20 protein-coding genes, 2 tRNA genes and 1 pseudogene are annotated in these 24,889 nt (G+C 68.4%); 16 read left to right on the forward strand and 7 right to left on the reverse strand.

The window, feature by feature from the left end; genetic code table 11:
• The first annotated feature begins 4 nt into the window (after window positions 1-4).
• Together A5696_RS08365 and A5696_RS08370 are read left to right on the forward strand one after the other, a co-directional pair.
• Complete coding sequence (locus A5696_RS08365) at window positions 5-2,029, forward strand: cytochrome c oxidase assembly protein (RefSeq protein ID WP_067876227.1); 2,025 nt, start codon at window positions 5-7, stop codon at window positions 2,027-2,029.
• Between the two features lie 117 nt (window positions 2,030-2,146).
• Window positions 2,147-2,929, forward strand: coding sequence for a PhzF family phenazine biosynthesis protein (locus A5696_RS08370; RefSeq protein ID WP_067876230.1), 783 nt, complete (start codon window positions 2,147-2,149; stop codon window positions 2,927-2,929).
• 68 nt (window positions 2,930-2,997) lie between these two features.
• Here A5696_RS08370 and A5696_RS08375 read toward each other — a convergent pair whose 3' ends face one another.
• The gene (locus A5696_RS08375) at window positions 2,998-4,299 is read right to left on the reverse strand and encodes a type II toxin-antitoxin system HipA family toxin (RefSeq protein ID WP_067876233.1); all 1,302 of its coding nucleotides are present in this window, start codon (window positions 4,297-4,299) and stop codon (window positions 2,998-3,000) included.
• Window positions 4,289-4,726: a helix-turn-helix domain-containing protein gene (locus A5696_RS28280; protein WP_231964262.1), complete on the reverse strand. Its 438-nt coding sequence runs from the start codon at window positions 4,724-4,726 to the stop codon at window positions 4,289-4,291. The genes A5696_RS08375 and A5696_RS28280 overlap by 11 nt, the downstream gene beginning before the upstream one ends.
• Window positions 4,727-4,865: 139 nt before the next feature.
• On the opposite strand from A5696_RS28280, the gene A5696_RS08385 reads away from it, so the two are divergent.
• The 5 genes from A5696_RS08385 to A5696_RS08405 all read left to right on the forward strand — a co-directional run bounded on the left by A5696_RS08385 (window position 4,866) and on the right by A5696_RS08405 (window position 13,107).
• On the forward strand, window positions 4,866-5,348 hold the full coding sequence (locus A5696_RS08385; protein ID WP_067876239.1) for a single-stranded DNA-binding protein: 483 nt from the start codon (window positions 4,866-4,868) through the stop codon (window positions 5,346-5,348).
• An 80-nt stretch (window positions 5,349-5,428) separates the two neighbouring features.
• Window positions 5,429-7,105 (forward strand): energy-dependent translational throttle protein EttA, encoded by a 1,677-nt coding sequence (gene ettA, locus A5696_RS08390; protein WP_067876242.1) that lies wholly within the window; start codon window positions 5,429-5,431, stop codon window positions 7,103-7,105.
• A gap of 76 nt (window positions 7,106-7,181) precedes the next feature.
• On the forward strand, window positions 7,182-12,029 hold the full coding sequence (locus A5696_RS08395) for an NAD-glutamate dehydrogenase (protein WP_067876245.1): 4,848 nt from the start codon (window positions 7,182-7,184) through the stop codon (window positions 12,027-12,029).
• Complete coding sequence (locus A5696_RS08400; RefSeq protein WP_067876248.1) at window positions 12,026-12,442, forward strand: thioesterase family protein; 417 nt, start codon at window positions 12,026-12,028, stop codon at window positions 12,440-12,442. Before A5696_RS08395 ends, A5696_RS08400 begins: the two co-directional genes overlap by 4 nt.
• Window positions 12,427-13,107, forward strand: coding sequence for a hypothetical protein (locus tag A5696_RS08405; protein ID WP_067876251.1), 681 nt, complete (start codon window positions 12,427-12,429; stop codon window positions 13,105-13,107). Before A5696_RS08400 ends, A5696_RS08405 begins: the two co-directional genes overlap by 16 nt.
• Before the next feature lie 13 nt (window positions 13,108-13,120).
• On the opposite strand, the gene A5696_RS08410 is transcribed toward A5696_RS08405, so the two are convergent.
• Both A5696_RS08410 and A5696_RS08415 read right to left on the reverse strand, forming a co-directional pair.
• Window positions 13,121-14,683 carry a glycoside hydrolase family 13 protein gene (locus tag A5696_RS08410; RefSeq protein WP_067876255.1) on the reverse strand — a complete coding sequence of 521 codons (1,563 nt, stop codon included), beginning with the start codon at window positions 14,681-14,683 and terminating at the stop codon, window positions 13,121-13,123.
• Window positions 14,684-14,707: 24 nt separating this feature from the next.
• Window positions 14,708-15,097, reverse strand: a complete 390-nt coding sequence (locus A5696_RS08415; RefSeq protein WP_067876258.1) for a globin — start codon at window positions 15,095-15,097, stop codon at window positions 14,708-14,710.
• A gap of 133 nt (window positions 15,098-15,230) precedes the next feature.
• Here A5696_RS08415 and A5696_RS08420 point away from each other — a divergent pair, with 133 nt between their 5' ends.
• The 3 genes from A5696_RS08420 to A5696_RS08430 are packed head-to-tail and all read left to right on the forward strand — an operon-like array spanning window position 15,231 to window position 16,625.
• Window positions 15,231-15,878: an HNH endonuclease gene (locus A5696_RS08420; RefSeq protein WP_067876260.1), complete on the forward strand. Its 648-nt coding sequence runs from the start codon at window positions 15,231-15,233 to the stop codon at window positions 15,876-15,878.
• Window positions 15,879-15,934: 56 nt separating this feature from the next.
• On the forward strand, window positions 15,935-16,171 hold the full coding sequence (locus A5696_RS08425; protein WP_067876263.1) for a hypothetical protein: 237 nt from the start codon (window positions 15,935-15,937) through the stop codon (window positions 16,169-16,171).
• Window positions 16,158-16,625, forward strand: a complete 468-nt coding sequence (locus A5696_RS08430) for a DUF5130 domain-containing protein (protein ID WP_067876266.1) — start codon at window positions 16,158-16,160, stop codon at window positions 16,623-16,625. The genes A5696_RS08425 and A5696_RS08430 overlap by 14 nt, the downstream gene beginning before the upstream one ends.
• Window positions 16,626-16,692: 67 nt before the next feature.
• Here the strand turns inward: A5696_RS08430 and pepN are convergent, their stop codons facing one another.
• Window positions 16,693-19,275: an aminopeptidase N gene (pepN, locus tag A5696_RS08435; protein ID WP_067876269.1), complete on the reverse strand. Its 2,583-nt coding sequence runs from the start codon at window positions 19,273-19,275 to the stop codon at window positions 16,693-16,695.
• 90 nt (window positions 19,276-19,365) lie between these two features.
• Between pepN and A5696_RS08440 the strand changes: the two genes are divergently transcribed.
• From A5696_RS08440 to A5696_RS26985, 4 genes are all read left to right on the forward strand, one after another.
• The gene (locus A5696_RS08440) at window positions 19,366-19,977 is read left to right on the forward strand and encodes an Rv2466c family mycothiol-dependent reductase (RefSeq protein WP_067876272.1); all 612 of its coding nucleotides are present in this window, start codon (window positions 19,366-19,368) and stop codon (window positions 19,975-19,977) included.
• Between the two features lie 37 nt (window positions 19,978-20,014).
• Window positions 20,015-20,494: a ribose-5-phosphate isomerase gene (locus A5696_RS08445; protein WP_067876275.1), complete on the forward strand. Its 480-nt coding sequence runs from the start codon at window positions 20,015-20,017 to the stop codon at window positions 20,492-20,494.
• Between the two features lie 2 nt (window positions 20,495-20,496).
• Complete coding sequence (locus A5696_RS08450) at window positions 20,497-21,303, forward strand: Fpg/Nei family DNA glycosylase (protein ID WP_067876277.1); 807 nt, start codon at window positions 20,497-20,499, stop codon at window positions 21,301-21,303.
• A gap of 133 nt (window positions 21,304-21,436) precedes the next feature.
• A complete protein-coding gene (locus A5696_RS26985) occupies window positions 21,437-21,703 on the forward strand; it encodes a hypothetical protein (protein ID WP_082956475.1) in 267 nt (88 codons plus the stop codon).
• A 52-nt stretch (window positions 21,704-21,755) separates the two neighbouring features.
• Here A5696_RS26985 and A5696_RS08455 read toward each other — a convergent pair whose 3' ends face one another.
• Both A5696_RS08455 and A5696_RS08460 read right to left on the reverse strand, forming a co-directional pair.
• Window positions 21,756-22,949: a serine hydrolase domain-containing protein gene (locus A5696_RS08455; protein ID WP_067876622.1), complete on the reverse strand. Its 1,194-nt coding sequence runs from the start codon at window positions 22,947-22,949 to the stop codon at window positions 21,756-21,758.
• A gap of 31 nt (window positions 22,950-22,980) precedes the next feature.
• Window positions 22,981-23,051 (reverse strand) — tRNA-Gly (locus A5696_RS08460).
• Window positions 23,052-23,194: 143 nt separating this feature from the next.
• Between A5696_RS08460 and A5696_RS08465 the strand changes: the two genes are divergently transcribed.
• Window positions 23,195-23,271 (forward strand) — tRNA-Pro (locus A5696_RS08465).
• A 40-nt stretch (window positions 23,272-23,311) separates the two neighbouring features.
• Window positions 23,312-24,706, forward strand: a pseudogene (tig, locus tag A5696_RS08470) (trigger factor); the annotation flags it as partial.
• Window positions 24,707-24,889: the final 183 nt, after the last annotated feature.

The following is a 24,889-nucleotide window of genomic DNA, read 5'->3' on the forward strand; positions in this document are numbered from 1 at the left end:
GTGCATGACGATCGACCAGCAGGTAGCCGCACGCCGCGCGTTGGTGTGGCCGGTGCTGATCGGCGTCGCCGTGCTGGCGGGCTGCACGGCCGCGGGGATCGGGGCGCTCTCGCTGGCCGACGCCCTGTCCGCCACCGGATTGCCCGATCCGGGGCCGGCGACCACGCTGGGGCTGCCCTTCGTCCGGGCGGCGGGGGAGATCGCCGCCGTCCTGGCCGTCGGGTCGTTTCTCTTCGCGGCGTTCATGGTGCCCCCGCAGACCAGCGGGGTGCTCGACGCCGGGGGGTACCGCGCGCTCCGGGTCGGGACGGTCGCCTCGGGTGCGTGGGCGGTGTGCGCCGCGCTGCTGGTCCCGCTGACCATCTCGGACGTGTCGGGGCACCGGCTGACCGACCTCGACCCCGGCGCGATCTGGTCGCTGGCCGGCCTGATCAACACCGCCTCCGCCTGGCGCTGGACCGCGATCCTGGCCGCGGTGGTCACGCTGGCGAGCCTGCCGGTGCTGCGCTGGTCCTGGGTGCCGGTGCTGCTCGCCGCGTCGCTGGTGACGCTGATTCCGCTCGGGCTGACCGGTCACTCGTCGGCCGGCGGCTCGCACGACCTGGCCACCAACAGCCTGCTGATCCACCTCGTCGCCGCCAGCCTGTGGGCGGGCGGCCTGCTCGCGCTGCTCGCCCACGCGCTGCGCCGCGGTGAGCACATCGGGCTGGCGGTGCGGCGCTTCTCGAGGGTTGCGCTGTGGTGCTGGGTGGCGATGGCGCTCAGCGGATTGGTGAACGCGCTGGTGCGGGTGCTGCCGTCGGACCTGCTGACCACCGATTACGGGCGGCTGGTGGTCGCCAAGTTCGTCGCGCTGTGCGCGCTGGGCGCCCTCGGGTGGCGCCAGCGCCGCTCGGCGGTGGCGGCGTTGCAAGCCGACGAGAGCCGGTCCCGAGGGCGCCGGGCGCTGATCAGGCTCGCGCTGATCGAGGCCGCGGTGTTCGGCCTCACCTTCGGCATCGCGGTCGGGCTGGGCCGCACCGCGCCGCCGCCGCCGCCCGCCCGGCTGCCCACGATTCCCGAGGCCGAGATCGGCTACGACTTCGACGGCCCGCCCACCGTGGCGCGCATCCTGTTCGACTGGCGCTTCGACCTGATCTTCGGCACCGCCGCGATCGTGTTCGCCGCGCTTTACGTGGCGGGGGTCGTGCGGCTGCGCCGCCGCGGGGATCGCTGGCCGCCGGGGCGGACCGCGGCCTGGCTGCTGGGCTGCCTGGCGTTGCTCTTCGTCACCTCGTCGGGCGTCGGCCGCTACATGCCGGCGATGTTCAGCATGCACATGGTCGCCCACATGGGGCTCTCGATGCTGGTGCCGATCCTGCTGGTGCTGGGCGCCCCGGTCAGCCTGGCGCTGCGGGCCCTGCCCGCCGCCGGCCGCGACGATCCGCCCGGCGTGCGGGAGTGGCTGCTGGCCGCGCTGCACAGCCGCTATTCACGATTCGTCACCAACCCGATCGTCGCCACCGTGCTGTTCGTCGCCGGCTTTTACGGGCTGTATCTGTCGAACCTGTTCGACACCGCGGTCAGCAGTCACGCCGGGCACCTGGCGATGAACGTGCACTTCCTGGTCAGCGGCTACGTGTTCTATTGGATCGTCATCGGCGTCGACCCCACGCCGCGGCCGATCCCACCGCTGGCCAAGGTCGGCGTGGTGTTCGCGTCCCTGCCGCTGCACGCGTTCTTCGGGGTGGTGCTGATGGGCACCCGAAAGGTGCTCGGCGCCGACTACTACCGCTCGCTCGGATTGCCCTGGCACACCGACCTGATCGGCGACCAGCATTTGGGCGGCGGAATCGCTTGGGCCGCAGGCGAAGTCCCGCTGGTGATCGTGATGATCGCGCTGCTGGTGCAGTGGGCGCGCAGCGACAAGCGCACCGCCCGGCGGCTGGACCGCGCGGCCGAACTCGACGACGACGCCGAGCTGACCGCCTACAACGCGATGCTGGCCGAGCTGGCGGGGCGGGAAACGCCGGGGCGTTCGCCGCGTTGAGTCCGCGAGCGTAACGCCACTGCGAAATCCGCGACCAATTCTCGCGGTGAGGTTGCGCTCGCGCGCCGGCGTGCGACCTCGTATTCAGGGTGCGATGTCGTCGGTCAAGATTGGTCGATGCGCATCTACTCGGTGGATTGCTTCACTGACCGTCCTTTCGCCGGGGGCCCGGCTGCGGTCTGTGTACTCGAATCGGGTTGGCCTGAGGCTGAGTGGCTCCAACAACTGGCGGCCGAGTTAAACCTGCCCGCCACCGCATTTGTTCGTCGTGATCAGCCACAGTCGGAGCTGCGATGGTTCAGCCCGCAAACCGAACTGGCGTTGTGCGGCAGCGGAACCCTCGCCGCCGCGCACATCGTGTGGGAGACCGGCGACCGGGCCGATGCTCTGGAGTTCGCTTCTCGTGGAGGCATCCTCGGCGCGCGCCTGGAACGCGACCGACGAATCACGTTGGACTTCCCCGCCGACAATCCTCATCCGTTGCGAGTATCGTCAAAACTCGTTGCAGCACTTGGTGTTACGCCCTGTGATTCGGCGCGCGGAAGGCTCGACCTGCTCGCCGAACTAGATTCCCCGCAAAGCGTGCGCGGGTTGACCCCAGACCTGGCGGCGGTGGCCGCCCTCGACGCCCGTGGTCTCATCGTCACCGCGCGCGGCGAGGACGAAAGCGACTTCGTGTCCCGCTTCTTTGCGCCCGCTGCCGGTATCGACGAGGACCCAGTGACTGCGTCCGCGCATTGCACTCTCGGAGCCTACTGGTCGAAGAAACTGGCAAAGACAGCCTTGGTCGGCCTGCAAGTATCACCTCGTGGTGGGCGCATCGACCTGCAACTCCGCGACGGCCGGGTTGACCTGACCGGTCGCGCGGTCACAATCACCCGTGGCCGGCTGGCGATCTGAGTCAATAAGCCGGGTCGAGAACGAAGCCCGTACCGGGAAGTCGAGACGTGTACCGAAACGCGGCGGCTTTACGGGCCGGCGTCGTCCGAGGTGGAGTCGGAACCTCCGCATGTCAAGGACGCTGTCGGCCACGAGCATCGGGTCCACACTTGATCGAGGTTTGACTTGACCGACTCGGCTCCCGATGGAAGCGGGGCGCGTTCCACCGAGCTGTATACGGCCTCCATGCATGACTGCACAACCGCACGTGCTCGTCGCACCCCCATGCCCCAGGATGCGGCTTCGGCGGCCAGGTCATCGACGTTGATGTTGTCAATCCTCGTCTCACCGTTGATCACATGGCCTGTGCTTCTGAATGCGGGATCCAGGTACATCACCGGCGCGGCATCGTAGATCGGGGCCAGGGAAACGCTGCCATCGCGGCTGATCATCACTGAATAATTTTTGGAGTGGGCGTCGGCGTTACCGATCACCACGTTGAACGTCACAGCCTGCAGCAAGGCCAACCGAAACTGGTCGGGGTCCAGCGCCCTAGGTGCGGCCGCGCGCGCTACGCGACGTAGCCTCGACCCCAAACGTGCTGCTTCGCTGGTGCTTTCGTACTTGGCCTGAGGATCGAGACCCAGCGCTTGACAGAAATCCTCCTGATGCAGGCGGTAACCGTCAGGTCTTCGGTCGTACCGGACAACGACGACGGCCTCGCGCCCTGCGAACCGCTCTAAACGGGACGCCGCAGCGTTTATGCCCGTTGCCCGCGCCACTCGCAGTGCCCAGTCTTCCGTCTGGACGAGATGCTTCACGGCGCCACCCAGCGGCTCGGGCTTGACGATGTGCGTCGAGGCCGCGCCCGCTTCAGGCCAGCCCCATCCGCCGTCGGGGAGAGCTACCAACAGCACTTTGTCCTGGATGCCGGCCAGCGATGCCTGCGGTGTGGCGCCATCGGGCAGGTGGTACGTCGGCAGGTCCGCGATAAGACTCTCTACCTCCCGCTTGGTCAACCGGCGGACCTGGCCGGCGCCGGGCTTTGTCTCGGCGGCGAGGACCTGCACGGCGCCGGCACATTCCGCGCCGACCCGTTCTAACAGCGTCATCGTGTCGTTGATTGGTACGCCGGCTTCTGTGGCGATGTGACGGCGCAGGTTGCCCTCCGGCAGGAGACCTTCGATGAACGCCGACACCTGCAACGCGCCGTCCCTGTCTTGGATTGGACGTGGTGAAATGGGCAGAGCCAAAGACAGGACTCGACTCCCGTCGCCGAAGGTGTCGAGCGCCTCCTCGGTGAATTCCAACCGCAGGCGGAATCGGCGTGGCTCGGTCAGCCTCGCGATGTGCACGCCGTACAACCAGACGTCAAGCGCCTTACGCGCCATCGATCACCGCCACGCGGGAAAACTTCGGTACCAGCGCGAGCGCCATTCCGCACTCCGACAATGCGCGCAGCGCTATATCGACGCTGACAGATTCCCCCCGCTCAAGGCGGGAGATGGTCATACGAGTGACCCCGATACGGTCAGCGAGCTCACCCTGGTGAAAGCCTCGAGCCTGGCGCGCCCGACGCAGGCGTTCGCCGAGTTCGACGGTGTCGTACACCAGCGCGATAGGATGATTCATATTTTGATCATACGAGGCATTTGCCGGAATGCTCAATATTTCAATCATAGGGCGCTGAGCGCCAGATGATCGATATTTCGAGCATGGCAGATCATGGTCCTTCTGATCGAAATATGTAGCCGTCCCCGGGCCAAGGGCCTGCATGGAACACGCTCCGGACCAGCCGACGAACTGATCCACAGCCACGGTTTTCTCCACAGGAGCCGCGGATGGACGTGGTCTCAACTCAGAATCCGTCTCTGGTGCCCGGCTGAATGGCGATCGGATAGGGCGGTGAGGCGCTCACCGCGCCAACAGAGAAATGCAACCGAGAAGGGATCAGCCCATGTTCGAAACCCCGCTTACCGTGGTCGGCCACATCGTCAACAACCCCGAACGCCGACAGGTCGGCACCCAGGAGGTCATCAAGTTCCGCGTCGCCAGCAATTCCCGGCGGCGCACCGCCGACGGCGGCTGGGAGCCGGGCAACTCGCTGTTCATCAACGTCAACTGCTGGGGCAAGCTGGTCACCGGCGTGGGCGCCGCGCTGGGCAAGGGCGCACCGGTGATCGTGGTGGGTCACGTCTACACCAGCGAGTACGAAGACCGCGACGGCAACCGCCGCTCGTCGTTGGAGATGCGCGCGACGTCCGTCGGGCCCGACGTGTCCCGCGCGATCGTGCGCATCGAGCGGCCCGGCTACACCGGCCCGACGACCGAGGACGCCACTGCGCCGCCGGCGGACGCGACAGACACGCCCGGCGTGGACGCCGACGCCGGGGACGGCGCCGAGGCCGCCGACACCGGGCCGCTGCCGCTGTCGGCTTAGCTGCGGGATCAGCGCCGCGGCGCGGTGCCTAGGATGGTCCGCGAGAACTCTCTCAAAGACCAGAAAGGCACAACCGCGGCATGGCTGAGTTCATCTACACGATGAAGAAGGTCCGCAAGGCGCACGGCGACAAGGTGATCCTGGACGACGTCACGTTGAGCTTCTTCCCGGGCGCCAAGATCGGTGTCGTCGGGCCCAACGGCGCCGGTAAGTCGAGCGTCTTGCGGATCATGGCCGGTCTGGACAAGCCCAACAACGGCGAGGCGTTCCTGGCCCCCGAAGCGACCGTCGGCATCCTGCTGCAGGAGCCGCCGCTGAACGAGGAGAAGACGGTCCGCGGCAACGTCGAAGAGGGCCTGGGCGACATCAAGGTCAAGCTCGACCGCTTCAACGAGGTCGCCGAGCTGATGGCCACGGACTACTCCGACGAGCTGATGGAGGAGATGGGTCGGCTGCAGGAGGAACTCGACCACGCCGACGCGTGGGACCTCGACTCCCAGCTGGAGCAGGCGATGGACGCGCTGCGCTGCCCGCCGCCCGACGAGCCGGTCACCAACCTGTCCGGCGGTGAGCGCCGGCGAGTGGCGCTGTGCAAGCTGCTGCTGTCCAAACCGGACCTGCTGCTCCTCGACGAGCCGACCAACCACCTGGACGCCGAAAGCGTGCAGTGGCTCGAGCAGCACCTGGCGGCGTACCCGGGCGCGATCCTGGCGGTGACCCACGACCGGTACTTCCTGGACAACGTCGCCGAGTGGATCCTCGAGCTGGACCGCGGCCGCGCCTACCCCTACGAGGGCAACTACTCGACCTACCTGGAGAAAAAGGCCGAGCGGCTGGCGGTGCAGGGCCGCAAGGACGCCAAGCTGCAGAAGCGGCTGACCGAGGAGCTGGCCTGGGTCCGGTCCGGGGCCAAGGCGCGTCAGGCCAAGAGCAAGGCCCGCCTGCAGCGCTACGAGGAGATGGCCGCGGAGGCCGAGAAGACGCGCAAGCTCGATTTCGAGGAAATCCAGATCCCGGTCGGGCCGCGGCTGGGCAACCTCGTCGTCGAGGTGGAACACCTCGACAAGGGCTTCGGCGGTCGCACCCTCATCAAGGACCTGTCGTTCACCCTGCCGCGCAACGGCATCGTCGGGGTCATCGGCCCCAACGGCGTCGGCAAGACCACGCTGTTCAAGACCATCGTCGGGCTCGAGCAGCCGGACAGCGGCACGGTCAAGGTCGGGGAGACCGTCAAGCTGAGCTACGTGGACCAGTCCCGCGCCGGCATCGACCCGAAGAAAACGGTGTGGGAAGTGGTCTCCGACGGGCTGGACTACATCGAGGTCGGCCAGAACGAGATCCCGTCGCGGGCCTACGTGTCGGCGTTCGGTTTCAAGGGTCCCGACCAGCAGAAGCCGGCGGGTGTGCTGTCCGGTGGTGAGCGCAACCGCCTCAACCTCGCTCTCACGTTGAAGGAGGGCGGCAACCTCATCCTGCTGGACGAGCCGACCAACGACCTGGACGTCGAGACCTTGAGCTCGCTGGAAAACGCGCTGGAGAAATTCCCCGGCTGCGCGGTGGTGATTTCGCACGACCGCTGGTTCCTCGACCGGACCTGCACGCACATCCTGGCGTGGGAAGGCGACGAGGACAACGAGGCCAAGTGGTTCTGGTTCGAGGGCAACTTCGGGGCATACGAGGAGAACAAGGTGGAGCGGCTCGGCGCTGACGCCGCCAGGCCGCACAGGGTGACCCACCGCAAGCTGACGCGCGACTAGTGTCAGGGCTGCCCCGCTGAGCAGCGGGGCGATCGGGCGCAGCGCCCCGCGACGATGCGAGTTGGGAGCAATCGGCATGGCGATCGATCCCGGTGCCAAGCAGGGTTTCAAGCCGTGGACCACGTTCAGCACGAGTGACGACATTCCCGACTGGATCGCGAATGCCTACATCGAGAGCTATCGCGGTCCGCGCGGCGACGAACCGAGCGCCGCGGGATCCGACCGCGTCGACCCCGCGGCCATGGTGACCCCCGCGATGCTGCGCGCGCACTACCGACTCGGTGAGTGCCGCCCGGAACGCGGCAGTTGCGTCTGCGTCCACCCGGCCGACGATTCCGACGGGTTCGGGCCCGCACTGCAGGTCGTCACCGCCCACGGCAGCATGCTGCTCGACTCCGTCACGGTGCTGCTGCACCGGCTCGGCGTCGGCTACGGCGGCATCATGACCCCGGTGTTCGACGTCCATCGCAACGCCGAGGGCGACCTGATCAGCGTCGAACCCAAGGCGCCCGGCACGTCGCAATTCGACGGTGAGGCATGGATATACGTTCCGCTGTCGCCGTCCGTCGACAGCAACGCCCTCGCCGAGGTCGAGCGGCTGCTGCCCAAGGTGCTGACCGACGTCGAGCAGGTCGCCACCGACGCTTCGGCGATGATCACCGCGCTGAGCGATCTCGAAGCGGCCGTCCAAGCCAACGCCGGCGACCGCTATTCGGCGCCCGACCGCGAGGACGTCGCCGAGCTGTTGCGTTGGCTGGGCAACGGGAATTTCCTGCTGCTGGGCTACCAACGCTGCCGGGTGCACGACAGCCAGGTTTCCCCCGACGGGTCGCCCGGCCTCGGCGTGCTGCGCACGCGCACCGGCTCGCGGCCCCGGCTGACCGACGACGACCACCTGCTGGTGCTGGCGCAGTCCGTCGTCGGCAGCTACCTGCGCTACGGCGCCTACCCGTACGCGATCGCGGTTCGCGAATACGGCGACGGGGACGCTGAAGGCGGGGTGACCGAGCACCGCTTCGTCGGGCTCTTCACGGTCGCCGCCATGAACGCGGACGTGCTGGAAATCCCCATGATTTCGCGTCGGGTGCGCGAAGCGCTCACGATGGCCGACAGCGACCCCATCCACCCGGGCCAGCTGCTGCTCGACGTCATCCAGACCGTCCCGCGCTCGGAGCTGTTCACACTCAGCGCCGAACGGCTGCTGGCGATGGCCAAGGCGGTGGTGGACCTGGGATCCCAACGCCGCGCATTGCTGTTCCTGCGCGCCGACCGGCTCCAGTACTTCGTCTCGTGCCTGGTCTACGTGCCCCGCGACCGCTACACCACCGCGGTGCGGTTGCAGATCGAGGACATCCTGGTCCGCGAATTCGGGGGCACCCGCCTGGAATTCACCGCCCGGGTCAGCGAATCGCCTTGGGCGCTGATGCATTTCATGGTCCGGCTACCCGAATCCGCCGCGCCGGTCGACGTTTCGGAAGACACCCGCGTCCGGATCCAGGGGCTGCTGAGCGAGGCCGCGCGCACCTGGGGGGACCGCCTGATCGCCGCCACCGCGGTCGGCACACCCGCCCACGCCGACGCCGAGCACTACGCCACCGCCTTCTCGGAGGTGTACAAGCAGGCCGTCACGCCCGAGGACGCCATCGAGCACATCGCGATCATCAATGAGCTCTCCGATGATTCGGTCAAGCTGGTGTTCTCCGACCGCGGCGAGGACGGCGCCGCCCAGCTGACCTGGTTTCTCGGCGGACACACCGCGTCGCTGAGCCAGCTGCTGCCGATGCTGCAGAGCATGGGCGTCGTCGTGCTCGAGGAGCGGCCGTTCACCGTCACCCGGCCGGACGGGCTGCCGGTGTGGATCTACCAGTTCAAGATCCAGCCGCATCCGACGATCCCGTTCGCGACGTCGGCGTCCGAGCGCAACGCCACGGCGGAGCGGTTCGCCGACGCCGTCACCGCCATCTGGCAGGGCCGCGTCGAGATCGACCGGTTCAACGAGCTGGTGATGCGCGCGAGGCTGACCTGGCAGCAGGTGGTGCTCATGCGCGCCTACGCAAAATACCTGCGCCAGGCCGGCTTTCCGTACAGCCAGTCCTACATCGAGTCGGTGCTCAACGACCATCCCTCGACGGTGCGGTCGCTGGTCACTCTGTTCGAGGCGCTCTTCGACCCGAGGGCATCCTCTCTCAAGGGGTCGCCCACGAGCCGGGACGCGCAGGCGGCCGCCGCCGCGGTCGCCGCGGACATCGACGCGTTGGTGAGCCTGGACACCGACCGCATCCTGCGCGCGTTCGCGTCGCTGGTGCAGGCCACCCTGCGCACGAATTACTTTGTGACACGGGAAGGTTCGGCCCGGGCCCGAAACGTGTTGGCGCTCAAGCTGGATGCCCAGCTGATCGACGAGCTTCCGCTGCCGCGGCCCAAGTACGAGATCTTCGTCTACTCGCCCCGGGTCGAGGGCGTGCACCTGCGGTTCGGCCCGGTGGCGCGCGGGGGCCTGCGGTGGTCGGACCGCCGCGACGACTTCCGCACCGAGATCCTGGGCCTGGTCAAGGCGCAGGCGGTGAAGAACGCCGTCATCGTGCCGGTCGGGGCCAAAGGCGGTTTCGTCGTCAAGCGACCGCCACTGCCCACCGGCGACGCGGCCGCCGACCGCGACGCCGGCCGCGCCGAGGGTGTCGCCTGCTATCAGCTGTTCATCTCCGGGCTGCTCGACGTCACCGACAACGTCGACCACGCAACGAAACAGGTCAGCCCGCCGCCCGAGGTGATCCGGCGGGACGGCGACGACGCCTACCTGGTGGTGGCCGCGGACAAGGGCACCGCCACGTTCTCCGACATCGCCAACGACGTCGCCAAGTCCTATGGGTTCTGGCTGGGCGACGCGTTCGCGTCCGGCGGATCGGTGGGCTACGACCACAAGGCCATGGGCATCACCGCCAAGGGCGCGTGGGAGGCCGTCAAACGGCACTTCCGGGAGATGGGCGTCGACACCCAGACCGAGGACTTCACCGTCGTCGGCATCGGAGACATGAGCGGCGACGTGTTCGGCAACGGCATGCTGCTGAGCGAGCACATCCGGCTCATCGCCGCCTTCGACCACCGGCACATCTTTCTCGACCCGGAACCCGACGCCGCGTCGTCGTGGCGGGAGCGCAAGCGGATGTTCGGGCTGCCGCGATCCAGCTGGGACGACTACGACAAGTCGTTGATCAGCGAGGGCGGTGGGGTGTACAGCCGCGAACACAAGGCGATTCCGGTCAGCCCGCAGGTCCGCGAGGCCCTCGGCCTCCAGGGTGACGCCACCGAAATGTCCCCGCCCGACCTGATCAGGGCGATCCTGCAGGCGCCGGTCGACCTGCTCTTCAACGGCGGCATCGGCACGTACATCAAGGCCGAGTCCGAATCCGACGCCGACGTGGGCGATCGCGCCAACGACCCGGTGCGGGTGAACGCAAACCAGGTGCGCGCCAAGGTGATCGGGGAGGGCGGCAACCTCGGCGTGACGGCCCTGGGCCGCGTCGAGTTCGACCTGTCCGGCGGGCGCATCAACACCGACGCGATGGACAACTCCGCCGGGGTTGACTGTTCCGACCACGAGGTCAACATCAAGATCCTGATCGACTCGCTGGTCACCGCCGGCAAGGTCAAGCCCGAAGAGCGCAAGGAGTTGCTGGAGTCGATGACCGACGAGGTCGCGCGCCTGGTGCTCAAGGACAACGAGGACCAGAACGACCTGATCGGCACCAGCCGCGCCAACGCGGCCAGCCTGCTGCCGGTGCACGCGATGCAGATCAAATACCTCGAGGAGCGCGGCCTCAACCGGGAATTGGAGGCGCTGCCGTCGGAGAAGGAGATTCACCGGCGCACCGACGTCGGCATCGGGCTCACCTCTCCCGAGCTGTGCACCCTGATGGCCCACGTCAAGCTGGCGCTCAAAGAGGACATGCTGACCACCGAACTGCCGGAGCAGGACGTGTTCGCGTCCCGGCTGCCGCTGTACTTCCCGAGGCCGCTGCGCGAACGGTTCACCCCCGAGATCCGGACCCACCAGCTGCGCCGGGAAATCGTGACCACCATGTTGATCAACGATCTTGTCGACGCCGCGGGCATCAGCTACGCATCCCGGATCACCGAAGACGTCGGAGTCGGGCCGATCGACGCGGTGCGCACCTACGTCGCCACCGACGCGATCTTCGGGGTGAGCCAGATCTGGCGGCAGATCCGGGCGGCGGACATCCCGGTCGCGCTGTCGGACCGGTTGACGCTGGACACCCGGCGGCTGATCGACCGCTCCGGGCGCTGGCTGCTCAACTACCGCCCGCAACCGCTGGCCGTGGGCGCCGAGATCAACCGGTTCGCCGCGAAGGTCAGGGAGCTCACGCCGCGGATGTCGCAGTGGCTGCGCGGTGACGACAAGGCCATCGTCGAAAAGGAAGCGGCGGAATTCGCGTCGGAGGGCACACCGGAAGACTTGGCGTACATGGTCGCCGCGGGCCTCTACCGCTTCAGCCTGCTCGACATCATCGACGTCGGCGACATCACCGAAATCGACACCGCCGAGGTCGCCGACACCTACTTCGCGCTGATGGACCGGCTGGGCACCGACGGCCTGCTGACCGCGGTCTCCGAGCTACCCCGACACGACCGCTGGCAATCGTTGGCGCGCTTGGCGATTCGCGACGACATCTACGCCTCGCTGCGATCGCTGACGTTCGACGTGCTCGCCGTGGGGGAGCCCGACGAAAGCGGCGAGGAGAAGATCGGTGAGTGGGAACAGATGAGCGCGTCACGGGTGGAGCGGGCGCGTCGCACGCTCAGTGAGATACAGGAAAGCGGGGCAAAGGATCTCGCGACGCTTTCGGTGGCCGCCCGGCAGATTCGCCGCATGACCCGCACCAGTGGACGGGGATCGTCGAGTTGAGCGTCGGTTTCGTCGCGCCCGTGCCGGTGCGCTGGTCGGACATCGACATGTACCAGCACATCAACCACGCCACCATGGTCACCATCCTGGAGGAGGCGCGGGTGCAGTTCCTGCACGAACCGTTCGCGGCCGACATCACGACCATCGGCCTGCTGATCGCCGACGTGCGTGTCACCTACAAGGGTCAGCTGCGCCTGACCGATTCGCCTCTGCAGGTGACCATCTGGACCAAGCGGGTGCGGACGGTGGACTTCACGCTGGGCTACGACGTGCGATCGGTCAGCGCCGATGCGGGGTCGAGGCCCGCCGTCATCGCCGAGACGCAGTTGGCCGCCGTCCACATCGAGGAGCAGCGGCTGGTGCGACTCTCGCCGCACCATCGGGAGTACTTGCAACGATGGCTCAGGGAGTGACCGCCGAGCGCGGCCTCTGGTTGCCTGATACGGCGCACCGCGCGGACCTCGCCGCGTTCGTCGACCACGCGATGCGCCTCGACGACGCCGCGGTCATCCGGCTGCGGGCCCGATCGTCCGGCCTGCTGACCGCCTGGGTGGCAACGGGTTTCGACGTGCTGGCCAGCCGGGTGGTCGTCGGGCGGGTGCGCCCCGACGACCTGTCGGTGGCCGCGGACACGCTGGCGCGCGGCCTGTCGGCTGCGGACGCCTCGGGCTACGTCGACCCGGGCTTCGCGATGGACTCCGCGTGGCGGGGCGCGCTGCCCCCCGAATCCGGGTTCACCCACCTCGAAGACCTGCCGGCCCGGGTGATGCTGGACCTGGCGCAGCGCGGCGCGCGACTCGCCAAGGAACACGGCAGTTCGCACGGCCCGCCGGTTTCGTTGCTCGACCAAGAGGTCGTCCGGGTCAGCGCGGCCTCTGAAGGGGCCAATGTCAGCGTCGGGCTGCCGATGCGCTGCGTGTTCGCTTTGACCGCAATGGGTTTCCTGCCGACCTCACCCGACGCGATCGGCGCCGACGAGATGGTGCGGGTGCGGGTAGTGCCGTCGTGGCTGCGGGTCGACGCCAAGTTCGGCTCGGTGTACCGGCGCCGTGCCCACGCGGCGCTCGTGGTGCGCTGACTTGCTGCGACGCTCAGACCAGCCAGGCCGCCGCGTCGGGCGGCAACTTGCCGTCCACCAACGGCGCGCTCGCCAGCAGGAGTTCGCCCGGTGGCAACACCATCGGGCGGCGGCCGGCGTTCAGGGCGCACACCAGGCCACCGCGCCGCCGAAATATCAGCGTGTCGCGCGTCGCCGCCTGCCAATCCAGGCCGCCGCCCTCGAATTCGGACCGCTCCCTGCGCATTCCGATTGCGCGCCGGAAAAAAGACAGCGTCGAGTCGGGATCTTCGCGCTGCTTTTCGACGGTCAGCGTCGCCCAGTCCGCAGGCATCGGCAACCAGGTGTCGGTCGACGTCGAGAACCCGAACGGCGGCGCGTCACCCGACCAGGGCATCGGGACCCGGCACTTGTCGCGGCCGCGTTCGGTGTGCCCGGAGCGTTCCCACGTCGGGTCCTGCAACACCTCGTCGGGCAGGTCTACATCGGGCAGACCAAGCTCCTCACCGTTGTAGATGAACACCGCGCCCGGCAGGGCGAGCATCACCATCGCCATCGCCCGCGCCCGGCGCAGGCCGACCTCGCCGCCGCCGTACCGGGTGACCTCCCGGCCCACGTCGTGGTTGGACAGCGTCCACGTCGGTGTGGCGTCTTCGATGGCCGTGGCCGCCAGCGAGTTGTCGATCGCGTCGTGCACCTGGGTCGCGTCGAAGTCGATCTTGGTCAGCCGGAAGTTGAAGCCGAGATGCAGTTCGTCGGGCCGCAGATACTCGGCCCACCGGGCGTTGTCCATGACCCACACCTCGCCGATGGTCACCGCCCCGGGATAGTCGTCGACGATCGCGCGGATGCCGCGATGAATCTCGTGCACGCTCGGGTGGTTGAAGCGCGGGTCGTCGTCGCTGTGGCTCAACACCTTGATGTCGTCCTTCGCGTCGGGAAGTTCCGACGGCTTGGCCATCCCGTGCGCGACGTCGATGCGGAAGCCGTCCACGCCGCGTTCCAGCCAGAACCGCAGCGTCTTCTCGAAGTCGTCGAACACCTCCGGGTGTTCCCAGTTCAGGTCCGGTTGCTCGGCGTCGAACAGGTGCAGATACCACTGGCCCGGGTTGCCGTCGGGTTCGACGATGCGCGTCCAGGCCGGTCCGCCGAACACCGACGTCCAGTTGTTCGGCGGCAGCTCGCCGAGGGGACCGCGGCCGTCGCGAAAGTAATAGCGCTGCCGCGCGTCGGTGCCCGGCCCCGCGGCCAGCGCCGCCTGAAACCAGGGGTGCCGCGAGCTGGTGTGGTTGGGCACCACGTCCATGGTGACCTTGAGGCCCCGCTGATGCGCCGCCGCGATCAGTCGCTCGACCGCGGCCATGCCGCCGAACACCGGATCGATGTCACGCGGATCCGCCACGTCGTAGCCGTGGTCGGCCATCGGCGAGACGGTGACCGGGTTCAGCCAGATCGCGTCGACACCCAGGTACGACAGGTGTTCCAGCCGTGCGGTCAGGCCGTCCAGGTCACCGATCCCGTCGCCGTCGCTGTCGGCGAACGACCTCGGATAGACCTGGTAGAAGACCGCGCTCGACCACCACGGCTCGTGGCTCATACTGCTCCGTTCGGTAACTGGGCGTCAGAACGATGAATTGACCAAGGAGTGCGCGGCCATTTCGAGGTATTCAAGCAACTCGCGACGGTGCGCCTCGTCGAGGGTTTCCGAGTCGATGGAGGCGACCGCGGTGTGCATGCACCGCAGCCAGGCGTCGCGCTCGATGGGCGTGATCCGGAACGGGGCATGCCGCATCCGCAGCCGCGGGTGCCCGCGGCGCTCGGAGTAGGTGCGGGGCCCACCCCAGTACTGCTCGAGGAACATCCGCAGTCGCTCCTCGGCGCCGGCGAGGTCGTCCGCGGGATACAGCCGACTCAGGATCTCGTCCTCGGGGACCTGCTCGTAAAACCGCGACACGATCGCGTTGAAGGTTTCGGCACCGCCGACAGCGTCGTAAAAGCTCACCTGGTCCATCGCCCACCATTGTGGTGCATCGCCCCGAGGGCAACCGCGGGCCGCCCCTTGTGTTCACCGGATTGACACGGCGCGCACCAGCAATAAGGGTGCGTTTGGCGGCGAATCATGGTGGACTATCCGCGGAGGATCTATGGCGCATGGCAAGAGACGCCGCAGCCACCGCAGTTCCGGTGCCGCGGCAGGGTTGACCGGGCCCCCAACCGCGTCGTGCCTGCACAGCGTCGAGACCCATCCGCCCACCCGCCACGACAGCGCCTCGATCTGGAGCCGACGGCGGGTGCTGCTGCTGAACTCCACCTACGAGCCGCTGACCGCGCTGCCGATGCGGCGGGCCATCGTCATGGTGATCTGCGGCAAGGCCGACGTGGTGCACGACGACCCGGCCGCGCCGGTCATCCACTCGGCGAGCACGTCGATCGTGGTGCCGTCGGTGATCCAGCTGCGGTCCTACGTGCGGGTCCCGTACCGGGCGCGGGTGCCGATGACCCGCGCCGCGCTCATGCACCGCGACCGTTTCTGCTGCGCCTACTGCGGGGCGAAGGCCGACACCGTCGACCATGTGGTGCCCCGCAGCCGCGGCGGCGACCACTCCTGGGAGAACTGCGTCGCGTGCTGCTCGACCTGCAACCATCGCAAGGGCGACAAGCTGCTCGCCGAGCTGGGCTGGACGCTGCGGCGGGCGCCCCTGCCGCCGACGGGCCAGCACTGGCGGCTGTTGTCGACGGTCAAGGAACTGGACCCGGCCTGGGCCCGGTACCTCGGCGAAGGCGCGGCCTGACCAAATCTCATGTCCGAGTGTGCGGGCGGCGCACCCGGTGGGATACGGTTTGCGTCGTGAGCCTTGCAGAGATTCACCTGTACTTTATCGGGATTCCGCTGGTGTTGGTCGTCGTGCTGTCGGCGCTGATCTGGTCGCACAAGGGACCCCACCCCGCGACGTACAAGATGTCGGAGAAGTGGACCCACCCGCCGATCCTGTGGGCCGCCATCGACGAAGACGTCGGGCGCGCGCACGGCGGTCACGGGGCATCGGAGTTCTCGGTTGGAGGTGGCGCCAGTGGCACGTGGTGAGGTCGCGACGGTCGAGCACGCCGGGCTGCCCAAGGGTTCGGTGATCACCACCAGCGGACGGGTCTCGGCCGTGACCGAGCCGGGCGAGCTGTCGGTGCACTACCCGTTCCCGACGAAGGACCTGGTGGCCATCGACGACGCGCTGAAGTACGGCTCGCGGGCGTCGCGGGCGCGGTTCGCCATCTACCTCGGCGACCTCGGTAACGACACCGCCGCGCGGGCCCGCGAGATCCTGGCCGACGTGCCGACGCCCGACAACGCGGTGCTGCTCGCCGTCTCGCCCAACCAGCACGCCATCGAGGTGGTCTACGGGTCGGCGGTCCGGGGGCGCGGCGCCGAGTCGGCCGCGCCGCTCGGGGTCGCCGCCGCCGCGTCGGCGTTCGAGCAGGGCAACCTGGTAGACGGGTTGGTCAGCGCGATCCGGGTGCTCAGCGCCGGCATCTCGCCGGCCTAGTTCCGGCGCCGAGACTGCGACCAGAGCGAAGGTTGGCTCCTTTTCGACACGCTGAGCGCAGGCTCGATCAGGACGCGTCGAACTGGCGGGCGCGCAGCGAACGCTTGATCCCGGCCTGGCCTTCCAGCACCAGTCGCCGCAGGGCGGGCGGAATGTCGGGGTCGGCGAGGAACTGGTCGGCGGCCACGATGGCGGCCTCGCTGATGTCCCAGTGCGGGTAGAGCCCGATCACCACGGTCTGGGCGACCTCGCTGGATCGCCGCGTCCAGACGCCGAGGATCGCCGCGAAGTAGCGCGCGGTGAACGGCTCGAGCAACTCGTGCTGCCCGGGCGGCGCGATGCCGGCGATCATCGAGCGCGCCGTGATGTTGGCCAGGGTGTCGTCCTCGACCACGGTGGTCCAGGCCTCCTCCTTGACCGCCAGCTGGGGCCGCGCCGCCGCCGCCTGGGCGCCGTGGCGTTTCCCCGCGGCGGTCGGGTCGCGCCGCACCTCGGCGTCGATGAACGGTGTGGCGGGCCCGTCGGCGTCGATCTCGCCGGCGGCGGCCAGCGCGGTCACGATCCGCCAGCGCAGGTCGGTGTCGATGTCGAGGCCGGGCAGGCCGAGGTCGGCGGGGTCGCGGTCGAGCAGGTCGGCCAGCACCACGACGTGCTTGGTGGACAGCACCGACGTGCACAGCGTGTTGACGAACGCGAGCTGGTGATCCGATCCCGGTTGCGCCGCGCGCGCCAACTCCAGCAGCCGGTCGGCGAACTGCGGCCAGCCGTGCTCGCGCGCCCACCCCGGCTCGGCGTAGGACGCCAGTGCCGTCTGCGCCTGCATCAGCAGCCGTTGGGCCACCCCGACCTCGGTTTCGGCCGGCACGCCGCCGGAGACCAGTGCCACGAAGTCGCGGGCGCGCAGCTCGGCCTCGCGGGTCATCTCCCAGGCCGCCGACCACACCAGCGAGCGGGGCAGCGGCTCGGCGATGTCGGCGATGCGCTCCAGCGCGGTCTGCAACGACTGGGCATCGAGCCGCAACGAGCAATAGGTCAGGTCGTCGTCGTTGACCAGGATCAGCTTGCCCCGCGAAACCCCAACCAGCGCAGGGACTTCCGTCTGTGCACCCTCGACGTCGAGCTCCTCCCGGTGCACGCGCACCAGCTTGCCGGCGCCGTTTGAAGCGTCGTCGTCGTAGATGCCCACCGCCAGCCGGTGCACCCGCGTCTCACCGGCCCCCGGCTCGGCGCCGCTCTGAGTTACCGCGAACCTGGTGAACCTGCCGTCGGCGTCGACGTCGAAGTCGGGTCGCAGCGTGTTGAGCCCGGTGGTCTTCAGCCACTGCCGGCCCCAATCGGACAGGTCGCGACCGGACGCCTGCTCCAGCGCGGCGATCAGATCGTCGAACGTGGCGTTGCCGTAGGCGTGCGTGCGGAAGTAGTCGCGCAGCCCGGCCAGGAAGTGCTCCAGCCCGACGTAGGCGACCAGCTGCTTGAGTACCGAAGCGCCCTTGGCGTAGGTGATCCCGTCGAAGTTCACCTCGACGGCGGCCAGGTCGGGGATCTCGGCGGCGATCGGGTGCGTCGACGGCAACTGGTCCTGACGGTACGCCCACGACTTCTCGACGGTGGCGAACGTCGTCCAGGCCTCGGTGAATTCGGTTGCCTCGCTTTGACACAGCACCGACGCGAAGGTGGCGAACGACTCGTTGAGCCACAGGTCGTCCCACCACGTCATGGTGACCAGGTCCCCGAACCACATGTGCGCCATCTCGTGCAGCACGGTCTCGGCGCGCCGCTCGTACGAGGCGCGCGTGACCTTGCTGCGGAAGACGTAGTCCTCGAGGAAGGTCACCGCCCCGGCGTTTTCCATGGCGCCGGCGTTGAACTCGGGGACGAACAGCTGGTCGTACTTGCCGAACGCGTAGGGCAGGCCAAAGTTCTTGTGGTAGAAGCCAAATCCCTGCTTGGTCTCGGTGAACAATCGCTCGGCGTCCATGTATTGCGCCAGCGATGCCCGGCAGTAGATGCCCAGCGGGATCTCGCCGTGCTCGTCGGTGTAGCTGTCCCTCCACTCCGCGTACGGCCCGGCGATCAGCGCCACCAGGTAGGTGCTCATTCGCGGCGTGGTGGCAAAGGTGTGCACGCCGTCCTGCACCGACTCGGGCGCGCCGTTGGACACCACCTTCCAATGCCGGGGGGCGACCACCCGCACGTCGAACGTCGCCTTGAGGTCGGGCTGGTCGAAGCAGGCGAACATGCGCTTGGCGTCGGCGGTTTCGAATTGCGAATACAGATAGGTCTCGTCGTCCACCGGGTCGACGAAGTGGTGCAGCCCCTCGCCGGTGTTCGAATAGCGGCAGTCGGCGTCGACGACGAGGGTGTTCCGTTTGTCGAGCCCGGTGAGCGGGATGCCGAGCGACTCGTCGTATCCGGACACGTCGAGCTCGCGGCCGTTGAGTGTCGCGCTGCGCACCGTCTCGGCGGCCAGGTCGATGTACGTGTCGGCACCGGGCAGCGCGTCGAACACCACGGTCGTGGTGGACCGGAAGGTTCGCTCGCCCGGCGCCCCCTTGCCGTCGGTGACATCGAGGGCGATCTGGTAGCTGTCGACGGTGATCAGGGCGGCGCGTTCGACGGCCTGGTCCCGGGTCAGATTAGGAAGGGCCACGCGTACAACTTAGTCCCGCGCAGGACGGGAACAGCCGCGAGCGGCCTACGGTTGTGCTGAAGGTGTCTTGACCGACGAAAGGACTGCGCTATGCCCGAGAAGAACCGAGCCGACTTCTGGTTCGATCCGCTGTGCCCTTGGTGCTGGATCACGTCGCGCTGGATCCTCGAGGTGGAGAAGGTCCGGGACATCGACGTGCACTTCCACGTGATGAGCCTCGCGATCCTCAACGAGAACCGCGAAGGCTTGCCGGACAAATACCGCGAGATGATGAAGCACGCCTGGGGCCCGGTGCGGGTGGCGATCGCCGCCGAGCAGGCCCACGGCGCCAAAGTGCTGGACCCGCTGTACACCGCGATGGGCACCCGGATTCACAACGAGGACAACAAGAACCTCGACGAGGTCATCAAGCTGTCGCTGGCCGACGCCGGCCTGCCCGCCGAGCTCGCCGAGGCGGCGCAAAGCGATGCCTACGACGACGCCCTGCGCAAGAGCCACCACGCCGGCATGGACGCCGTCGGCGACGACGTCGGCACGCCGACCATCCACGTCAACGGGGTGGCGTTCTTCGGGCCGGTGCTGTCGAAGATCCCGCGCGGCGAGGAGGCCGGCAAGCTGTGGGACGCGTCGGTGACGTTCGCGTCGTACCCGCACTTCTTCGAGCTCAAGCGGACCCGCACCGAGAAGCCCGAATTCGACTAGCCGATGCGGTGGGCGCCGCTGTGTAAGGATTGCGGGCATGCGCGTCTACCTCGGCTCCGACCACGCCGGATTTGAGCTCAAGCAGCAGATCATCTCCCATCTCAAAGAGGCCGGGCACGAGCCGATCGATTGCGGCGCCTTCACCTATGACGCCGAGGACGACTACCCCGCGTTCTGCATCGCGGCAGCCACGCGCACCGTCGCCGACCCGGACAGCCTCGGCATCGTCCTGGGCGGTTCGGGCAACGGTGAGCAGATCGCGGCCAACAAGGTGCCGGGGGCCCGCTGCGCGCTGGCGTGGAGCGTCGAGACCGCGACGCTGGCCCGCGAGCACAACAACGCGCAGTTGATCGGCATCGGCGGCCGCATGCACACCGTGCCCGAGGCGCTGGAGATCGTCGACGCCTTCCTCAGCGCGCAATGGTCGAAAGCCGAACGCCACCAACGTCGTATCGACATCCTCGCCGAGTACGAACGCACCCACCAAGCGCCGCCGGTGCCCGGCGCGCAGGGCTGAGCGTGCCCGAGGGGCACACCCTGCACCGGCTGGCCCGGCTGCATCAACGCCGATACGGCGGTGCGCCGGTCGCGGTGTCGAGCCCGCAGGGCCGGTTCGCGGGAGCGGCGGCCGTGGTGGACGGCCGGGTGCTGCGACGGACCAGCGCCTGGGGCAAGCACCTGTTTCATCACTACGACGGCGGCCCGATCGTGCACGTGCATCTGGGCCTCTACGGCGCATTCACCGAGTGGGAGCGCGCCGCCGGGGAGCCGCCACCCCCTCCGGTCGGGCAGGTGCGGATGCGGATGGTCGGGGAGGGCTACGGCACCGACTTGCGCGGTCCGACCGTGTGCGAAGTCATCGACGAGGGCCAGGTCAGCGACGTGGTGGCCAGGCTCGGTCCCGACCCGTTACGCAGCGACGCCGACCCGTCCTGGGCGTGGGCCCGAATCGCCAAGTCCCGCAGGCCCATTGGGGCACTGCTGATGGACCAGACGGTCATGGCCGGCGTGGGCAACGTCTACCGCAACGAGTTGCTCTTCCGCCACCGCATCGATCCCTTCCGGCCCGGCCGGGGGATCGGGGAGGCGGAGTTCGACGCGGCCTGGACCGATCTGGTGGCGTTGATGAAGGTCGGCCTGCGCCGCGGCAAGATCGTCGTGGTGCTGCCCGAACACGACCACGGTCCGCCGTCATACCGGCCGGGGCGGCCACGGACATACGTGTACCGGCGCGCGGGGGAGGCCTGCCGGGTGTGCGGCGGCCCGATCCGTACGGAGGTGCTGGAGGGGCGAAACGTGTTCTGGTGCCCGGCCTGCCAGACGTGACCAACCTCACCGCGGCGCGGATCGAGGAATCGCCAGGTCGGCGGGGCCGGCGCCGGCTGACAGGAAACGCTCAGCAAGAAACGCTGGCGTCTATTGTTTGAGGGCCGCTCCGGCGGGGGTATTGGTAGCGACCGTGAAACCTCTTCCACTTTTAGCTGCAACCGTTTTCGCGATAATCGTCGGTCTCGGGCTGGGCGGCCTCGGCGCCGCCACCGAGGCCCACGCGCAGCCCGGGCCGTTCCCGCAATGGTGCCCCGGCGACTTCTGGGATCCGGGCTGGGGCGACAACTGGGACCGCGGGCATTGCCACGACAACTGGCGCGGTCCCGGCCCGAACCCGCACCCCGAGCCCTGGCGCGGACCGGGCGGTCCGGGCGGTCCCGGCTGGGATCATCGCTGACACTTATCCGATCAACCGCGCCCTGCCGATGACCGTTCGGCAGGGCGCGGGTTTATGCCGAGGCGCGCTCGACGAGGCCGAGCGCGGCGTAGACCTCGTCGCTCAATGCGAGGCTGCGCGGATCGGCATTCGCCTTGGTGGCGTCGAAGCGATTCGCCACGTAGGCGTAGCCGATCCCGTGTTCCAGGTCGACGAACCCGAACGAACCGCCGAGGCCACCGTGACCGAAGATCCGGGGGTTGGGTCCGTTGACGCAGCGCTGGTTGAGCATGTAGCCCAGACCCCACCCGTGGTCGGCGACCCGCGGGCCCAGCACCAAGTCGGTGTCGAAACCGCCCTGCGCGACCCTGACCAGTTCCATGTGCTCACGGCTGAGGAGCTTCTCCTGCGCGAGCGCGTTGTAGAAGGTCGCCAACCCCAGCGCCGACACCTGGCCGTTGGTGCCGGGGAACTCCAGCTCACGCCACAGCCCCAGGTCGTGAGAGCCCAGTTCGTCGTCGGGCGCGAACCCCATCGCGATGGACAGCCCCGCCTTCGGGTGTTCGGCCAGGCTGGTCGGGTAGCCGGGGGCTTGTGCCTCGGCCAGCAGGTCCCTGGCGTGCGGCTTGTTCACCCGCTCGGCGCAGCGGCGCTGCTCGGCAAGGGGCAGTCCGATGTGGACGTCGGCGCCCAGGGGTTCGGCGATCTCGGTGCGCAGGTAGTGGCCGATGGTGCGGCCCGTTACGCGGCGGAAGACCTCGCCGAGGATGAAGCCGAACGTGGTCATGTGGTAGCCCTGTGCGGTGCCGGGCTCCCACCAGGGGTCGGCAGCGGCCAGTTGATCGCAGACGAAGTCCCAGTCGGCGACGTCTTCCCAGCGCATGCGGGTGCGCGGCCCGATGACGCCGGAGCGATGGCCCATCACCATCGCCAACGTGATGGCTTCCTTGCCCGCCTGACCGAACTCGGGCCAGTAGCGCGCCACCGGCGCGTGCAGGTCCAGCTCGCCGCGGTCGGCCAGCTGGTGCACGCAGGTGGCCGACAGGCCCTTGGTGCCGGACAGCACCGTCGTCAGGGTGTCTTGTCGCCAGGGCCGGGTGCCGGCGGCGTCGGCCCAGCCGCCCCAGAGGTTGACGACGAGGTCGCCGTCCACCCACACCGCCACGGCCGCGCCGACCTCTTTGCCCTGCGCAAAGTTGCGCTCGAATGCGTCGCGGACCCCGACGAAGTCGGTCGCGCACGAGCCATGGATGTCGGCGTGGCGCATGGCCTCCCCCGGTTGCACAGGTACCTTCCCGAGCGGGCGACGGGAATCGAACCCGCGTAGCTAGTTTGGAAGACTAGGGCTCTACCATTGAGCTACGCCCGCAAGCTTTAGTCGAGCGAGACTGTATCTGGCGGCGAACATCAAATCTAATCGAAGCGGTTTCGTGATGGCTCCGTGAGGTCCGGGGCTCGTGCAGGTCCCCTGCGAAGCCGCCGCCCCCGGGCCGTAGGATTTCGAGGTCAGCGCGGGGTGTAGCGCAGCTTGGTAGCGCATCCGCTTTGGGAGCGGAAGGCCGCAGGTTCAAATCCTGTCACCCCGACCACACACTGCGCCGATCCACCGAAACACCGAGGAGCAAACCCGTGAAGAGCAGCGTCGAGCAGTTGAGCCCCACCCGGGTGCGCATCAACGTGGAGGTGCCGTTCACCGAGCTCGAGCCCGATTTCCAGCGGGCCTACAAAGAGCTGGCCAAGCAGGTGCGGCTGCCCGGGTTCCGGCCCGGCAAGGCGCCCGCGAAGCTGCTCGAGGCCCGGTTCGGCCGAGAGGCGATGCTCGACCAGGTCGTCAACGACGCTTTGCCCGCCCGGTATGGGCAGGCGGTCGCGGAGTCGGAAGTCCACCCCCTGGGACAGCCGGAGATCGAGGTCACCAAGAAGGAGTACGGCGGGGAGCTGACGTTCACCGCCGAGGTCGACGTCCGCCCCAAGATCGCCCTTCCGGACCTGGGCTCGCTGAAGGTGTCGGTCGCCCCGGTCGACGTCAGCGAAGACGACGTCGAGGCCGAGCTGGAGTCGTTGCGCGCCCGGTTCGGCACGCTGACGGGGGTCGAGCGGCCGGTGGCCGACGGCGACTTCGTCTCGATCGACCTGTCGGCCACCGTCGACGGCGAGGAGGTGCCGAACGCGACCGCCGAGGGACTCTCGCACGAGGTCGGTTCCGGACGGCTCATCGCGGGCCTGGACGACGCACTGGTCGGCCTGTCCGTCGACGAGTCACGGGTATTCACCGCGCAGTTGGCGACCGGCGAGCACGCCGGCAAAGACGCGCAGGTCACCGTCACGGTCAGGTCGATCAAGGAACGCGAACTTCCCGAGCCCGACGACGAATTCGCCCAATTGGCCAGCGAATTCGACACGATCGACGAGCTGCGGTCCAACCTGCGCGAGCAGGTCGGGCGAGCCAAGCGCGCCCAGCAGGCGGAGCAGATTCGCGACGCCGCGATCGACGCCCTGCTCGAGCGGGTCGACGTTCCGCTGCCCGAGTCGATCGTTCAGGCCCAGGCCGACACCGCCGTGCACAACGCGCTGCACGGCTTCGACCATGACGAGGCCAAGTTCGCCGAGGCGCTCCGCGAGCAGGGCAAGTCACGCCAGCAGTTCGAGGTCGACGCCCATAACGCCGCCGAGTCGGACGTCAAGAAGCAGCTCTTGTTGGATGCGGTGGCCGACGAGCTGGAAATCCAGGTCGGCCAGCAGGACCTGACCGAGCGGCTGCTGATGACCGCCCGGCAGTACGGCATCGAGCCGCAGCAGCTGTTCGCCTATCTGCAGGAGAACAACCAGCTGCCCGCCATGTTCGCCGACGTGCGCCGCGGGCTGGCCATCGCCGCCGTCGTCGAGGCCGCGACGGTGACCGACACCGACGGCAACGCCATCGACACGAGCGAGTTCTTCGGCAGGCGCCCGGAGGGCGACGAGGCCGAGCCGGAGGCGGAGGCCGAGGAGGCCGACAAATCAGGCCCGGAGGGCGACGAGGCCGAGCCGGAGGCGGAGGCCGAGGAGGCTAAGGCCGAGGAGGCCGGCGCCGCCGACGACGAAGCGGAGTGACCCGTCATGACGCTGTGAGCGAACGCGCCCATTTCAGGGCTGCGCGGCCGCCCAACAGCGGACCTGGTTGGTTAGGGTCGGAACAGAGAAGAACTCGAGAAAGCAGGTAACCCA

Source organism: Mycobacterium sp. E2699, from assembly GCF_001666745.1.
GTDB lineage: Bacteria > Actinomycetota > Actinomycetes > Mycobacteriales > Mycobacteriaceae > Mycobacterium.